The following is a 14294-nucleotide window of genomic DNA, read 5'->3' on the forward strand; positions in this document are numbered from 1 at the left end:
GGCCGCAAGCCGCCCGGCGGGGGCGCGGTGCTGTCGGGCCGGCTTGTCCCCGGGCCCCGGGGACGGTGGGACGGGGCGGGGTGGTCAGGGGCGGGGGGACGGGGGGCCGGCTTCGATGCGGGTGCGGACGAGTTCGAGGGGGCCCCGGAACCAGCCCAGCTTCTCCACCCACCAGGTGAGGCCGGCGGCGCGGTACGGGGCGACGACCCCGGCGTCGGCGTCGGGCCGGAGCCCGGACGTCCGGCCCTCCATGACGACGTCCAACGGGCCGGTCCGGCCGGTCGGTTGGGCGCGGGCGTAGGAGACCACCTCCGCCAGGTCGGCGGGCGGCATCATTTCGGTGTGGCCCACCCCCGCCCGGGTGGGGAAGACGCCGTCCCAGTGCGCGGCCCGGCGCATGGGGCGCCGCGCGGGCCAGGTGCCGGCGATCCACACCGGGATGCGGGGACGCTGCGGGCTCACCGGCTGGAAGGTGAGGTCGGTGACCGTGAACCAGCGGCCGTGGAAGGTGAACGGCCGGCCCGACCACAGTCCGTCGAGGACGTGGAGGGCTTCGTCGAGCTTCTCCGCGCGCACCCGCGGGTCCGGGTCCTGGCCCAGTGCCCGGAACTCGGCGGCGGACGAGCCCAGCCCGGCGCCGAAGACCAGCCGTCCGCCGCTGAGGAGGTCCAACGCGACGGTCGCGCGGGCGACTTCGGCCGGACGCTTGAGGGCGAGCACGCTCACCATGACGCCGAGCCGCAGGCGGTCGGTGTCGGCGGCGATCGCGGCGAGGGCGGTCCAGGAGTCGGTGAGCCGCTCGCCCGGGTGCTCCGCGACCTGGCCGTCCCAGAGGAAGAAGCCGTCCCAGCCGGACCGTTCCGCCAGCCCGCCCAGTTCGCGGAGCAGGCGGGGATCCGCGTACTCGCGCCGGTTGGGCAGGCCGACGGCGTATCGCAGCGGCTGCTGCGGCGTGGCGTCCATCGGTTGCCGCCTTCCTGGTCGCCGCCCGGCCGGACGCGGGGGCCGCCGGCGCGACCGGTTCCAGCCTCGATGATGTGGGGCGCGCGAGGGCCGGGGCAACCGGAACGGCACCGCCGGCGGCCCGCGGCAGGTCACCGGGGTCCGTGGCGGTCACCGGGGCCCGCGGCGGTCACCGGGGTCCGTGGCGGGCCGGCGCTCCTCCGCAGGCCGACGGCCGGGCACGGTGCTACGGTCCACTGGGAGCCCGGATCGCCTGCGGCGGTTCCGATGCCCTCCCCGTGTGGCGGTGTCCCCTTCGCCGGGACGGAACGCCACCCTCCCCCCTCCCCGACATCCCCATCGCCTCCGGACGGAACAGCGCCGGAGGATTCGAAGGGAGCAGCGATGTCCGAGCACAGCGCGGCCCCGGGGCCCGCTCCACGGTACGGGCCCCGTCCGGCGCCGGAGACCGGCGACGAGGTCCTGGTGATCGGCGGCGGGTTCACCGGCCTGGCAGCCGCCCACGAGCTGGCCCTGGCCGGAGTGGCCTGCCGGGTGCTGGAGCGCGATCCGTACGTCGGCGGCCTGGCCGGGTCGTTCGAGGTCGGGGGCGCCCGGCTCGAACGCTTCTACCACCACTGGTTCTCCTCCGATCTGGAGGTCCGGGGGCTGTGCGCGGAACTCGGCTGCTCCGAGCTGCTCGAACCGCACCGGACCCGGACCGGCGTCTACTACGCCAACTCGGTGTACCGGCTGTCGAGCCCCTGGGACGTGCTGCGCTTCGCCCCCCTCCCGCTGCCCGACCGGGTGCGGCTGGGCTGGTCCGCGGTCCGCGCCCACCGGGTGAGGCACTGGCGGGACCTGGAGGACCTCACGGCCCGCGAGTGGCTGCTGGAGCTGAGCGGGCCCCGGGTCTACGAGACGGTCTGGCGTCCGCTGCTGGAGGGCAAGTTCGGCGAGTACGCCGAAGAGGTAGGCGCCACCTGGATGTGGACCAAGCTCCACCTGCGCGGCGGCAGCCGGTCGCACAGCGGCCGCGAGGTCCTCTACTACCTGCGGGGTGGGTGCGCCGCCCTGCTGGACGCGTGGGTCTCGCACCTCTCCGGGCTCGGGGTCCGGATCTGCACGGACACCCCGGTGCGGCAGGTGCTGACCGACGCCCACGGGGTGTGCGGGGTCCGCACCGCGAGTGGTGTGCTGCCCGCACGGCGGGTCCTGGCGACCACGGCACCGGACCTGCTCGCCGGCTTCCTGGCCCCCGCGGCCGGCGGACCGCCGCCGCACCCGGACCTGCCCGCCGTCCGGCGGCGCCTGTCCGGCATCCCCTACCTCGCCAACCTGTGCCTGGTGCTGGAGAACGACCGGTCCCTGTCGGACACCTACTGGCTCAACGTCACCGATCCGTCGTTCCCCTACGTCGGCGTCATCGAGCACACCAACCTGGAGGACTCCGGCGCGTACGCCGGGCGGCACCTGGTCTACCTGTCCGCCTACCTCCCGACCAGCGCCGAGCTCTACCGGATGGACGACGAAGCGGTGTTCGAAGCCAGCCTGCCCCATCTGAGCCGGATGTTCCCGCGGTTCCACCGCGACTGGGTCCGGCGCCACCACGTCTGGCGGGCCGACCACGCCCAGCCGGTCGTCACCCCTCGCTACTCCGACCGCATCCCGGCGATGGAGACCGACGTGCCGGGGCTCTACCTGGCCAGCATGGCGCAGGTCTACCCGCAGGACCGGGGCACCAACTACGCCGTGCGGCAGGGCCGGCACGCCGGCCGCCTGATCGCCGACCGGATGCGCACCGCCCGCCGCGGCACCCGGGAAAGCCATCGCGACACCAACCGCGACAGCCACCGGGACGCCCACCGCACCGTCCGTCGTACCGCCCCCGGTCCGTGGTCCCCCGGCGCCGGGCACGGCGCGGCCCCGCGCTCCGGCCCCGAGGAGGGCACGCCATGAACTCCCTGATCAGCACCGAGGACTGCGAGCGGATGCCCATCGCCCGGGTGCACGAGCTCTACCGCCGTCATGTCAGCCGGGGCCAGGTGACCCTGCTCTCCGCCTTCGGCTTCGGCCGCGACGCCGTGGACAGCGCCTCGGGCTGCTGGATCACCCTGCGCGACGGACGGCGGGTCCTGGACTTCACCGGCGGGATCGGCGTCCTGAACCACGGCCACAACCACCCCCGCATCCTGGCCGCCCGCCGGCGCTTCCAGGAACAGCGGCGGATGGAGGTGCACAAGAACTACTTCTCGCCGTACGTCGCCGCGCTCGGGCACAACCTGGCTCAACTGCTGCCCGGGGACCTCGACGTCAGCTACTTCCCCAACTCGGGCGCGGAGGCCGTCGAGGGCGCCCTCAAGATGGCCTACAAGTACCACCGCGGCCACCGCGGCACCGTGCTGCACACCGACATCGCCTTCCACGGCAAGCTGCTCGGCGCCGGAAGCCTGACCGGCTCGCCGGAGGTGCACTTCTCGTTCCCGCGGATCCCCGGCACGGACAGCTTCGCCTTCGACGACCTGCGCTCCCTGGAACTGGCCCTGGAACGGCACACCGCGCCCGAGGGCGGGAGCGACGTCTACGCGCTGGTCCTGGAACCGTTCAGCGCCTCCAGTCTCCGGGAGTGCTCGGAGGAGTTCCTGCGCGAGGCGCGCCGGCTGTGCACCGAGCACGACATCGTGCTGATCTTCGATGAGGTCTACACCTCCTGGGGCCGGACCGGTTCGCTCTTCCACTTCATGCGCCACCGGGGCCTGCTCCCGGACGTGGTGACCACCTCCAAGTCCTTCGGCGGCGGCAAGTCGTCCATCTCCGGCTACGTGGCCAGGGAGCCCGTCTTCCGCCGGGCCTACGACTCGCTCCCCGACGCCACCCTGCACAGCACCACCTACTACGCGTTCGGGGAGGAGACGGTCACCGCGCTGGAGGCCGTGGCGATCGCGGTCGAGGACGACTACCCCGCCAGGTCGCGGCGGCTCGGCGAGCGGCTGCACCGGGGCCTGACCGCCCTCGCCGCCGCCCACCCCCACCTGATCGCGGAGGTGCGCGGCGCCGGTGCCCTCCAGGGCGTCGTGCTGCGCCACGGTCCGGCCGCCCTCGACCAGGCGCTGCGGCTGCTGCCGTCCTCGTTCGCGCGCGACCCGCAGGCCGGGGCCAAGCTGGTCACCGCCGCGGTCGTCGCCGCCCTCTACCGCGACCACGGCGTGCTCACCTACTACGGCTCCAACCACGACCTCCCGCTGATCGCCGCGCCGCCCATGGTGGCCGAGGACTCCGACGTCGACCTCTTCCTGGCGGCCCTGGACGCGGTCCTGGCCAGGGGGCTGCCCCGCCTCCTCGCGGGCCTAGTCCGGGAGAAGGTCACCGCATGACCTCCCCGGTCGCCGGGGCCCGCACCGCACCGCCCGCCGCGGGGTTCCGTACCGCGCGGGAGCGGCGTCGGCTGCGGGGCTGGGAACGACGCGTGCGCTCCGCCGGGCTGCCGCCGCTCTGGGAGGGCCGCTGCACGGCGCTGTCGGAACCGTCCCGCCGGGCCGCCGCGGTCCGGCACACCGCCGCCACCCTGGCCGCGCTGCCGAAGCCGTACCGTCTGGTGTTCGCCCTGCTGATGCGGGTGTTCCCGGTCGCCGTCCTCCTCGCGGACCCGCCGGGCGCGGTCCGGGCCACCGCGGTCCGGGTCAGCGCGCGACGGAGCGGCGCGCGACGGAGCGGCGCGGACCGGGGCGGCGCGGACCGGGGCCGTCCGCGGCTGGTCGCCGACCGGCTCTCCGCGGTGCCCGGCTGCGCCGAACTGCTCAGGGTGAGCCTCGCGCTGGCCCTGCACGGCGCCCTGGACGGCACCCCGGGCCCCACTCCGTCCGGCGTGCCGGACGGCACCCCGGGCGGCCCCGCCGCCGCGCCCCGGCGGGGGCTCCGATGACCGGCACCGTCCGCACCGTCCGCTGCGACGCCCTGGTGATCGGCTCGGGCGCCGGAGGAAGCGCCGCGGCCCTGGAACTCGCCGGCGCGGGCCGGGAGGTGCGGGTCCTGGAGGAGGGCCCGCTCGTCCCGCAGGAACGGATCACCCGGGCGTCCCCCGCGGAGAACCTGCGTCTGCTCTACCGCCAGGGCGGCCTGGTGCCCATCCACGGCGCCCCCACCATCCCCTTCGGGGAGGGGCGTTGCGTCGGCGGAACCACCGTGGTCAACGGAGGGCTGCTCTGGCGTCCCTCCGAACGGCTGCTGGAACGCTGGGCGTCCGCCGGCGTCGACGGCTTCCGGGCCCACCACCTCGCCCCCCACCTGGCCCAGGTGGAGCGGCGCCTCGGAGTCGTCGACCAGCCGCACGGAGCGGGGAACCACGACTCGGTCCTGCTCGCCCGGGCGGCCGACCGGCTCGGCTGGCACTGGGCGCCGGCCCGCCGGGCGGTGCGCGGCTGCCGCCACGCCAACCGGTGCGTCACCGGCTGCCCCACCGGGGCCAAGCAGAGCATGCTGGTGAGCTACCTGCCGGCCGCCGAGCGGCTCGCGGCGGTGATCGAGCCCGACACCCGGGTGGTCCGGCTCGAACACGACGGCACCCGGGTCACCGCCGTGCTCGCCCTGCGCGACGGCCGGCGGCTGCGCTACCTCCCGCGGACGGTGTTCCTGGCGGCGGGACCGATGGGCAGCGCGCTGCTGCTGCGGCGCAGCGGCATCGGCGGGCGCGGACCGGGCCGGGCCATCGCGTTCCACGTCAACTTCCGTACGGTGGCGCGGTTCGACGAACCCGTCCGGGCCGGCGAGGGCACCATCTTCACCGCGCAGCTTCAGGAGTTCGCCGACCTGGGCGTGCGGGTGATGCCCGCGAACCTCACCCCGGGGTCGCTCGCCGCGGCGCTGGCCGCCCACCCCGCCGGAACCGTCGACCGGATGCTGGACAGTCTGGACCGGGTCGCGGTCTACACGACCCAGGTGAGCGTCCGGGGCACCGCGCGGCTGCTGGCGGTACCCGGGCTCGGCGCGGTCCTGCGGCACCGCCTGACCGGGGGCGACCGGGACCTCCTCCGCTCCGCGTTCCGGCTCACCGCCGAACTCCTGCTGGAGGCGGGCGCGGTGGAACTGCTGCCGCCCGCGCCCACCGGCCTGACCAGCGCCGCGCAGGCGGCCGGCTTCGCGCTGCACGGCCGGCCCGAGAACTGGGACCTGATCTCCGTCCACGCCATGGCGTCCTGCCGGATGGGCCCGCCCGCCCTGGGCGGAGTGTGCGACGCGCAGGGCCGCCCGCACGGCTTCACGAACCTGCGGCTGTGCGACGCGAGCGTGCTGCCGGGTGCGACCGGGATCAGCCCGCAGGAGACCGTGATGGGCTTCTCCCACCTGATGACGGCCCGGTACCTGGACCAGCGCGGCGGACCGCGGTCCGAGCGGTAGGGGGCTCCTGCGGCCTGCGCGAACGCCGTTCGGCGCGGCACCGTTCGGCCGGGCCGGCACGCCGTCGTCCCCTCAGGCCGCCGGACGGCCCGGCGGCGGGTCCCCGGCCCGGCGGCTGCGGATGCCCGGCCCGGCGCGGCGGGCGGATCGCGGCCCGTTCCGCCGCGGGGGGCGGCTCCCGTCCCCGGCGCCGGAGGAGGGGCGGGGACGTCCGGCCGGGCGCGCAAGGGCCGGATTCAGCCCTTCGGTTCACGTTCCGTCCGCCGTCCGGCCCGCGGTCCGCACACCGCCGCGGGCATCGGCGCCCGTCGGCGGTGCCCCCATGTTGGCGGGATAGCCCCTTGAACCGCGCACGCCACAGTTGGCATCGTGATCTCCGCCGCAGGGACCACGACCCGAACCTCCGCTTCGGGCCGACACCTCGCTCGGTGCATCCGGCTTCCCCCTGCAGAGCAACCCTCAAACGTGCAACTCCCCATGGTCAGCGTCCTGGTGAACAGATCCGGTTGATTCCCGATTCGACAGCGACACCTCCCGTGTCCGTCTTGGAGCGCCGATGAGCCATCCACCGCGAGTCGAAGAGAAGGTCCTCGTCACGGCCTCCGCGGAGGCCGTCTACCGCGCGGTGAGCGACGTCCGGCGGATGGGTGAGTGGAGCCCCGAGTGCGTGGGCGTCTGGTCCCGGAGCCCGCGGTTCGTGACGGGGACGCGGTTCATCGGCTGGAACCGCCGGCGGCTCTGGTTCTGGTTCACCTCGTGCACCGTCGTACGCGCCGAGGAGGCACGCGAATTCGCCTTCACGGTCAGCACGTTCGGCATGCCGGTCGCACTGTGGGGCTACCGCTTCGAGGACCGGGACGACGGCTGCCTGGTGACCGAGTACTGGGAGGACCTGCGGTCCGGCCGCAGCGCCCCGGTCGCCCGGTTCCTCGGCCTGGTCTTCACGGGAACCCCGCCGGAACGCCGCCCCGCGGCCAACCGGGAGGGCATGCGCACCACGCTGACCAGGCTCCGGATCTCCGTGGAGCGAACCTGAACCCCCGTTCCCGCGCGGCGAACCACGAGCCGCCTTCCCTCAGGAGGATCCCGGAATGAACACGTCCGCGCCGGCCGCCGACGCTTCCGCCGACGAGGCGGTCGCCCTCCACCGCGCGCATCTGAGCAGGGGCCGCAGTCAGCTCGCCGCGATGTTCGGCAGCCTCGTCGAGCAGTCCGCGTCGGGCAGCCTCGTCACCACCACCGACGGCCGGGAGTTCCTCAACTGCGGTGGCTACGGCGTGTTCTTCACCGGAGCCGGGCACCCGCGCATCGTCGCGGCGGTCCAGGAGCAGGCGGCGCGGCAGGCCCTCTCCACCCGGCTCTTCCTCGACCCGGCCGTCGGACTCGCCGCCCGGGCACTGACCTCGGTCGCACCCGCCGGGCTCGACCGGGTCCACTTCGCCGGCTCCGGCACCGAGGCCACCGAGACGGCGATCAAGCTGGCCAGGGCCCACGGCAAGCGCCGGCTGATCTCGATGGAGAACGGCTACCACGGCAAGACCGTCGGCGCCCTCTCCCTGACCGCGAAGTCCTTCTACCAGGATCCCTTCCGGCCGCTGCTGCCCCTCGTGGAACACGTCCCCTTCGGTGACACCGCGGCGCTCGCCGCCGTCCTCGGAACGGGCGACGGCGAGGCCTGCGTCGTGCTCGAACCGGTGCAGAGCGAGGCCGGCGTGATCGTGCCGCCGCCCGGCTACCTCAAGGAGGTGGCGGCGCTGTGCCGGGAGCACGGCGCCTTCCTGGTGGTCGACGAGGTGATGACCGGGCTCGGACGGCTGGGCGCCTGGTGGGGCTGCGACCTCGCGGAGGTACGGCCGGACGTCCTGCTGATCGGCAAGGCGCTCTCCGGGGGCGTGGTCCCGGTGTCGGCCGCACTGGCCACCCCGGAGGCGTTCGCGCCCTTCGACGCCGATCCCTTCCTGCACACGTCCACCTACTCGGGGGCGCCGATCGCGATGGCCGCCGCACGCGCCACCGTCGAGGTGATCCGCGACGAGGGACTGGTCGGGCGGGCCGCCGCGACGGGCGCCCGGCTGCTGGAGGCGCTGCGCGCCCTCGCCGCCGACCGGGCCCCGCACCTGGTCCGCGAGGTGCGCGGCGCCGGCCTGCTCATCGGGATCGAGCTCGTCGACGCCAGCCAGGCCGGGGAACTGCTGCTGGAACTGGTCGACCGTCACGTGGTGGTCAACCACTCGCTCAACGCGCACCCGGTGGTGCGCCTCACCCCGCCCGCCGTGATCACCCCCGACGAGGAGGCCCGGCTGCTGGAGGCAGTGGACGGTGCGCTGTCGGCCATGGCGAAGAGGTTCTGAGACCCGTCCAGTCCACCCGACAGCCCCGGAGGACCACGACCATGGCACCACCCGGCAGGACCGTCCTGCTCACCGGCGGATCCGGCGTTCTCGGCACCGCGCTCGTACCGCAGCTGAGACATCACCGCGTCATCGCCCTGGCCCACCGAAAACCCCCGGCCGGCTGCGACGAGGTGCTGTACGGCGACATCTCGCGGCCCCTGCTGGGGCTGGACGGGGCCGTCTACCGCGAGCTCTGCGAAGAGGTGGACGCCGTGATCCACGCCGCGGGCTCGGTGAAGTTCAGCAGCACCGCGGAGGAGCTGGAGGCCCTCAACGTGCAGGGCGCGCGCGGGATCTCGCGGTTCGCCCTCGACGCGGGAGCGCCCCTGGTCCACGTCAGCACGGCGTACGTCGCGCGCGCGGAGGAGATCCGGGCGGCGGGCGGGGACCGGAGCGGCCGGGCCGGCAGCAGTCCGTCGCTGTACGTGACGTCCAAGGTGGCCGGCGAGCGGATCGTCCGGGAGAGCGGCGCGCAGGCGGTGATCGTACGGCCGTCGATCATCATCGGGGACTCCGTCACCGGGGAGATCTCCGAGGCGCAGGGGCTGCACACCTTCGCCCACAACGTGCTGCGCAACCGGCTGCCGTTCGTGCCCGGGGACCCCGCGGGCTACGTCGACTTCGTCCCGCGGGACCTGGTGGCCCGCGCGATCGTCACGCTGCTGGACCGGGACGTGCGGGACGGCGAGTACTGGATCAGCAGCGGGCCCCACGCGCTCACCTCCAACCGGCTGACCGAGGTGATCATCGAGGAGGCCGCCGCCCAGGGCATCACGGTCAACCCCCTGCGGGTGCTCGCCCCGGACATCGTGGAACGCCTGGTGCGCCCGGCGTTCTTCGACGTGGTGCCGGGCTGGGCGCAGACCCGGCTCGACCGGCTGCTGGACGTGTCCGCCGTGCTCTTCCACGAGCACCCGATCCCCAGCTCGCTGACCGAGATCCCCGGCTGCGAGCCGGCGGCGGACGTCGGCGCCAGCGAGCGGGCGTGGCGGGCCTCGCTCCGCCACATGATCCGGGACCGGTACGACGTCTACGCCACGGCCTGACCGCCCGAGCACTGGAAGGAACCATGAGCGCGGAGCAAGCCTTCGGGCACCGGCAGAACTACCGGACCACGCGGGCGGAGTACCTCGGCGTCTTCGCCGTGGCCGCCGTCGCCTTTCTGTGGCACGTGGACGAGGTGCGCTGGGGACCGGCGATCCTGCTGTTCGCCTACATCGACCTCATCGGCTACATCCCGGGCCTGATCGCCTACACGCTGTCCAGGGACGGGCGGATCCACCCGGTGTTCCACGTCCTGTACAACGTCATGCACACCTGGCTCTCCGCCGGCGCGGTGGTCCTGCTGTGGGCCTGGCTGGTCGGTCCGGAGTGGGCGCTGCTGGTCGTCCCGCTGCACCTGTTCGGCGACCGCGGCCTGCTGGGGAACTACGCCAAGCCCGTCGACGAGCCCTTCGAGCACTTCGTGACGGGCCGTCAGAAGGCTTTCCGCGCCGCACGGGGGGCGGAGGTGCACGCCGCATGACGGCCACCCGGCCGGACGCGCTGGAGAGCATCTGCGCGTACGCCGATCACCCCAGCGGGTTCCTCGCCTACAACGACGGTGTCGAGCACTTCACGTCCGCGTCCGTGCCGGGTGTCATCGCCCACCGGCGGCGCGGGGGCACCGTGTTCACCTTCGGCGGGCCGTTCGCGCCCGCCGAGCACCGCGCCGCCCTGCTGGCCGAGTTCCAGCAGCGGGTCGTCGGCCGCCGCCGGCTGGTGGCCGCACAGGTCCGGGCCGCGGACCTGGACGTGTTCACCGGACGGGGCTGGACGGTCAACCAGCTGGGCAGCTCCTACAGCATCGACCTGGCCCGCTTCTCGCTGAAGGGCAAGGCGCTGGCCAAGATCCGGCAGAACACGGCCCGGGCCGGACGGGAGGGCGTCACGGTCCGCGAGGTGCCGGCCGCCGACCCGCCGCCGGAGCTGGACGAGATCGACCGCAGCTGGCTGCGGGACAAGGGCCGGCACGTCAAGCGGATGACCTTCCTGGTGGGCGAGCGCACCGGCCGCGGGGTCCCGCACCGGCGGCTGTTCGTCGCCGAGCGGGACGGCGCCGTGATCGGCTACGTCTCCTACTCGCCGTCGTACGGCAGCCGCCCCGGCTGGCTGTACGACCTGACCAGGCGCACCCCGCAGGCGTCGGTCGGCACGATCGAGCTGCTCAACGTCGCGGCCCTGCGGACGTTCACCGAGGAGGGCGCCGGGTGGCTCCACCTGGGGCTGACCCCGTTCGCGGGGCTCGGCGCCGAGGCCGCCAACGCCAGCCCGCTGCTCGGCCGCGCGGTGCGGCTGATCGCCGAGCGGGGCACCTTCGTCTATCCGGCCCGGTCCCAGCAGGCGTTCAAGCTCAAGTGGGCGCCGCAGGTGATCGAACCCGAGTACGTGGCCTTCAGGGGCGGCCCCCGGCCGTCCTCCCTCTGGCAGCTGTTCCGCATCACCAACGCCATCTGACCGACCACCGTGAGGACCACAGGATGACGACGAACACCGCCCCCGAGACGGACTGGGACCTGGCCCCCGGCGTGCTGGAGGGGGCCCGGGAGCTCAGGCTCGGCCCCGAGCAGTGCGATCTGGACTACTGGATCGCCAACGTCGCCCAGGGCACCCTCCGGGGGCTGGTCAACGGCCACCGGCCGGACGCCGTGACGCCCGGTCACATGCGTGAGCCCGGACCGCTGCGCGACGCGCTGCTCACCGAGTTCTCCTTCCGGTCCGTCGCCGAGGACAAGGCCGCCCGGGCCATCACCTCCCTCGTCCAGACCGCTCCGGACGTCAAGTCCATGGAGTTCTTCGCCACCCAGCTCATCGACGAGGCCCGGCACGCCCAGGCGTTCCGCGCGCACATGCTGGAGGTCGGTGTTCCCGCGGCGGAACTCGACGACGTCGTCGAGGAGTACACGGGCGAGCACCGGCGCGGCGTGCTCGACCCGCTGGAGGAGTTCGGCCTGGAGGTGATGAACGGGCCGCACCCCTTCGTCTCCGGGGTCGCGGTCCTGACCATCCTGGTCGAGGGGATCCTGGCGCCCACCGGCGAGCTCAGCGAGCACAAGTGGAGGATCGTCGACCCCGCGGCGGCGAGCGTGGAGCGGGGGGCGGGCATCGACGAGATCCGGCACCTGACCGTCGGCAGCGAGATCGTCAAGCGGCACCTGGAGCGGGACCCCTCGCTCGGGGAGCACCTGGCGGACGTCGTCCGGCGCGGCAACGAGCTGTGGGCCACCCTGCCGGTCCTCGCCGTGCTGAAGCACCGGGAGGAACTGTTCCAGGAGGGCATCCGGGGCATCGCCGACGTCATCGGCGACCACGAGATCTGGCCGGGCCGCCGGCTGCTGGACAGCACCCCGGACGAGCGGATGGCCACCGCCCTGGAGTGGGCCGCGCAGACCCAGGCCGCCCGGCTGGCCTACATGGGGATGGCCGGGTGACCGGCCGGCCGGAACCTCCGGCGGCGGACGCCCCGGCCGAGCGGCTGACGGTGCCGCTGCCGGGCGGCGCCGAACTGGCCGTGTTCCACCGGCCCGCCCCGGCCGGGGCCCCGCTGGTCGTCCTCTGGCCCGCGCTCGGCGTGCGGGCCCGGTTCTACCGGCGCTTCGCCGGGGCGCTGGCCGCGCACGGGCCGGGCGTGGCGGTCGTCGACCTGCGCGGCCAGGGCGACAGCCGCCCCGTACCGGACTCCTCGGCCCGGTACGGCTACCACGAGCTCGCCACCGTCGACTACCCCGCCGTGTTCACCGCCCTCCGGAGCCGATCGCCGGGCAGCCCGGTGTTCCTGCTGGGGCACAGCCTCGGCGGGCAGATCGGCCTGATGTACGCGGCCGGGAATCCGGCCGGCCTGGACGGGATCCTGCTGGTCGCGGCGGGCACACCGCACTACCGGAGCTTTCCGGGCGCGACCGCGCTGATCCCGCTCCTGGGCACCGGCACCATGGCGGCCGTCGCCCGGCTGCGCGGCTACTGGCCCGGAGACGTCCTCGGCTTCGCCGGGCGCCAGTCCAGGGTCCTGGTCGGCGACTGGGCCCGGGCGGCCCGGTCGGGCCGGTTCCGCCCGGCCGGCGCCGACGTCGACTGGGAACGGCGGATCGCGGCCCTCCGGCTGCCCGTGCTGGCGGTGTCGGTCGGCAACGACCGGCTGGCCCCGCGGAGCGCGGTGGACGCCCTCTGCGCCCTGATGCCGGACGCCGGCCTCGCCCGCTGGCACCACGCCGAACCGCTCGGCCACACCGCCTGGGCCAACCGGCCCGAGCCGATCGCCAGGGAGATCGGCCGTTGGATCCACAGCACACTCGCGGGCGAACCCTGGCACGCGCCCGCCGGAGGTGGCCATGCGGTTCCTTGAGCCGGAGCGCGAGACCCTGGAGACGTTCCTGCCCGGGCTGGACGGCCGGCTGGCCGCGCTCCCGCAGGCGGAGCGGGAGCGCCCGCAGGGGCCCGCCCTGGCCCTGTTCAGGGAGGCGGGCGGCCCCGGGCTCGTGGTGCCCGGGGAGCACCGCGGCCTGGGAGCGACCGCCGTGCAGGCCGTGCGGCTGCAGCGGGCCCTGGCCTCCCGCAGCCCGTCCCTGGCGGTGGCCACCACCATGCACCACTTCTCGGTCGCGGGCCTGATCCAGGCCTACGAGGCCACCGGGGGTCTGGAGTGGATGCTGCTGGAGGCCGTCGCCGACCAGAACCTGCTGATGGCCTCCGGGTTCGCCGAGGGCAGGTCGGGGCAGTCGATCCTGGCCTCCTCCATCACGGCCCGCCAGGACGGCGACGACATCGTCCTCAACGGCTCCAAGAAGCCCTGCAGCCTGTCCGCGTCGATGGACCTGCTGACCGCCTCCGTGACGCTCGAAACCGACAGCGGCCCGCGGCTGGCCGTGGCGCTGGTGTCCGCCGACAGCCCCGGCGTCTCCGTCCACCCGTTCTGGGGCACCGCCGCGCTGGCCGGCGCCGAGAGCGACGAGGTGCGGCTCAAGGACGTCCGGGTGCCGGCCGACATGGTGGTCCGCACCGAGCTCGGCGAGGACGGCAGCCTGGACCGGATCCAGACCGTCGGCTTCGTCTGGTTCGAGCTGATGATGGCGGCCTCGTACCTGGGCATGGCCGACGCCCTGGCCGAACGGGTGCTCGCCCGGGAGCGGACCGACCCCGCCGAGCGGGCCCGGATCCTGGTGGAGCTGCAGGCCGCGATGGGTGCCGTCGTCGGCGCCGCGGCGCCGCTCGACGGCGACGGCCCCGTCGGGCAGGCCGAACTGCTCCAGGCACTGGTGGTCCGGTTCTCGGCGCAGGACGCCATCGACCGGGTGGTGCCGCGCTGCCTGGAGGCGCTCGGCGGCATGTCCTACGTCTCCGGGGACGAGACCTCCTACCTGGCCGCCTGCACGGCCGCCCTGAAGTTCCACCCGCCGTCGCGCGCCTGGTCCGGACCGGCGATCTGCGCGGCCTACGCCGGCGGACCGCTGGTCCTCGGCTGAACCGACCCGCCGCCGGGCACTCCCCCGGCGTCCGGGCCTCTCGACTCACTGCCCTCTCGACTCACTG

At 74.5% G+C, this 14294-nt stretch carries 13 protein-coding genes; 12 read left to right on the plus strand and 1 reads right to left on the minus strand.

Annotation, left to right across the window (positions count from 1 at the left end):
- Positions 1–84 precede the first annotated feature (84 nt).
- Positions 85–963, minus strand: a complete 879-nt coding sequence (locus ACFCX4_RS15920; RefSeq protein ID WP_376142712.1) for an LLM class flavin-dependent oxidoreductase — start codon at positions 961–963, stop codon at positions 85–87.
- 384 nt (positions 964–1347) lie between these two features.
- On the opposite strand from ACFCX4_RS15920, the gene ACFCX4_RS15925 reads away from it, so the two are divergent.
- From ACFCX4_RS15925 to ACFCX4_RS15980, 12 genes are all read left to right on the plus strand, one after another.
- Complete coding sequence (locus tag ACFCX4_RS15925; RefSeq protein WP_376142714.1) at positions 1348–2901, plus strand: NAD(P)/FAD-dependent oxidoreductase; 1554 nt, start codon at positions 1348–1350, stop codon at positions 2899–2901.
- Positions 2898–4316: an aspartate aminotransferase family protein gene (locus tag ACFCX4_RS15930; protein WP_376142716.1), complete on the plus strand. Its 1419-nt coding sequence runs from the start codon at positions 2898–2900 to the stop codon at positions 4314–4316. The genes ACFCX4_RS15925 and ACFCX4_RS15930 overlap by 4 nt, the downstream gene beginning before the upstream one ends.
- Positions 4313–4864, plus strand: a complete 552-nt coding sequence (locus ACFCX4_RS15935; protein ID WP_376142718.1) for a hypothetical protein — start codon at positions 4313–4315, stop codon at positions 4862–4864. The genes ACFCX4_RS15930 and ACFCX4_RS15935 overlap by 4 nt, the downstream gene beginning before the upstream one ends.
- Positions 4861–6336 (plus strand): GMC family oxidoreductase N-terminal domain-containing protein, encoded by a 1476-nt coding sequence (locus tag ACFCX4_RS15940; protein ID WP_376142720.1) that lies wholly within the window; start codon positions 4861–4863, stop codon positions 6334–6336. The genes ACFCX4_RS15935 and ACFCX4_RS15940 overlap by 4 nt, the downstream gene beginning before the upstream one ends.
- A gap of 556 nt (positions 6337–6892) precedes the next feature.
- Positions 6893–7372: an SRPBCC family protein gene (locus ACFCX4_RS15945; RefSeq protein ID WP_376142721.1), complete on the plus strand. Its 480-nt coding sequence runs from the start codon at positions 6893–6895 to the stop codon at positions 7370–7372.
- A 55-nt stretch (positions 7373–7427) separates the two neighbouring features.
- Positions 7428–8687 carry an aspartate aminotransferase family protein gene (locus ACFCX4_RS15950; RefSeq protein ID WP_376142723.1) on the plus strand — a complete coding sequence of 420 codons (1260 nt, stop codon included), beginning with the start codon at positions 7428–7430 and terminating at the stop codon, positions 8685–8687.
- A 41-nt stretch (positions 8688–8728) separates the two neighbouring features.
- The gene (locus ACFCX4_RS15955) at positions 8729–9775 is read left to right on the plus strand and encodes an SDR family oxidoreductase (RefSeq protein ID WP_376142725.1); all 1047 of its coding nucleotides are present in this window, start codon (positions 8729–8731) and stop codon (positions 9773–9775) included.
- A 23-nt stretch (positions 9776–9798) separates the two neighbouring features.
- Positions 9799–10254, plus strand: coding sequence for a hypothetical protein (locus tag ACFCX4_RS15960; protein WP_376142727.1), 456 nt, complete (start codon positions 9799–9801; stop codon positions 10252–10254).
- Positions 10251–11225 (plus strand): bifunctional lysylphosphatidylglycerol flippase/synthetase MprF, encoded by a 975-nt coding sequence (locus tag ACFCX4_RS15965; protein WP_376142729.1) that lies wholly within the window; start codon positions 10251–10253, stop codon positions 11223–11225. Before ACFCX4_RS15960 ends, ACFCX4_RS15965 begins: the two co-directional genes overlap by 4 nt.
- 23 nt (positions 11226–11248) lie before the next feature.
- The gene (locus tag ACFCX4_RS15970) at positions 11249–12199 is read left to right on the plus strand and encodes a VlmB-like protein (RefSeq protein ID WP_376142731.1); all 951 of its coding nucleotides are present in this window, start codon (positions 11249–11251) and stop codon (positions 12197–12199) included.
- Entirely contained in the window at positions 12196–13110 is a 915-nt protein-coding gene (locus ACFCX4_RS15975; protein ID WP_376142733.1) for an alpha/beta fold hydrolase, read from the plus strand. The genes ACFCX4_RS15970 and ACFCX4_RS15975 overlap by 4 nt, the downstream gene beginning before the upstream one ends.
- Complete coding sequence (locus tag ACFCX4_RS15980; RefSeq protein WP_376142735.1) at positions 13097–14227, plus strand: acyl-CoA dehydrogenase family protein; 1131 nt, start codon at positions 13097–13099, stop codon at positions 14225–14227. Before ACFCX4_RS15975 ends, ACFCX4_RS15980 begins: the two co-directional genes overlap by 14 nt.
- Positions 14228–14294 lie beyond the last annotated feature (67 nt).

Source organism: Kitasatospora sp. NPDC056327 (assembly GCF_042261735.1).
In the GTDB taxonomy this organism is placed as follows: domain Bacteria; phylum Actinomycetota; class Actinomycetes; order Streptomycetales; family Streptomycetaceae; genus Kitasatospora.

Excerpts from the sequence above, each read along its gene's own strand:
- ACFCX4_RS15920 (WP_376142712.1), bottom strand. The coding sequence starts at position 963 with ATGGACGCCACGCCGCAGCAGCCGCTGCGATACGCCGTCGGCCTGCCC.
- ACFCX4_RS15925 (WP_376142714.1), top strand. The coding sequence starts at position 1,348 with ATGTCCGAGCACAGCGCGGCCCCGGGGCCCGCTCCACGGTACGGGCCC.
- ACFCX4_RS15930 (WP_376142716.1), top strand. The coding sequence starts at position 2,898 with ATGAACTCCCTGATCAGCACCGAGGACTGCGAGCGGATGCCCATCGCC.
- ACFCX4_RS15935 (WP_376142718.1), top strand. The coding sequence starts at position 4,313 with ATGACCTCCCCGGTCGCCGGGGCCCGCACCGCACCGCCCGCCGCGGGG.
- ACFCX4_RS15940 (WP_376142720.1), top strand. The coding sequence starts at position 4,861 with ATGACCGGCACCGTCCGCACCGTCCGCTGCGACGCCCTGGTGATCGGC.
- ACFCX4_RS15945 (WP_376142721.1), top strand. The coding sequence starts at position 6,893 with ATGAGCCATCCACCGCGAGTCGAAGAGAAGGTCCTCGTCACGGCCTCC.
- ACFCX4_RS15950 (WP_376142723.1), top strand. The coding sequence starts at position 7,428 with ATGAACACGTCCGCGCCGGCCGCCGACGCTTCCGCCGACGAGGCGGTC.
- ACFCX4_RS15955 (WP_376142725.1), top strand. The coding sequence starts at position 8,729 with ATGGCACCACCCGGCAGGACCGTCCTGCTCACCGGCGGATCCGGCGTT.
- ACFCX4_RS15960 (WP_376142727.1), top strand. The coding sequence starts at position 9,799 with ATGAGCGCGGAGCAAGCCTTCGGGCACCGGCAGAACTACCGGACCACG.
- ACFCX4_RS15965 (WP_376142729.1), top strand. The coding sequence starts at position 10,251 with ATGACGGCCACCCGGCCGGACGCGCTGGAGAGCATCTGCGCGTACGCC.
- ACFCX4_RS15970 (WP_376142731.1), top strand. The coding sequence starts at position 11,249 with ATGACGACGAACACCGCCCCCGAGACGGACTGGGACCTGGCCCCCGGC.
- ACFCX4_RS15980 (WP_376142735.1), top strand. The coding sequence starts at position 13,097 with ATGCGGTTCCTTGAGCCGGAGCGCGAGACCCTGGAGACGTTCCTGCCC.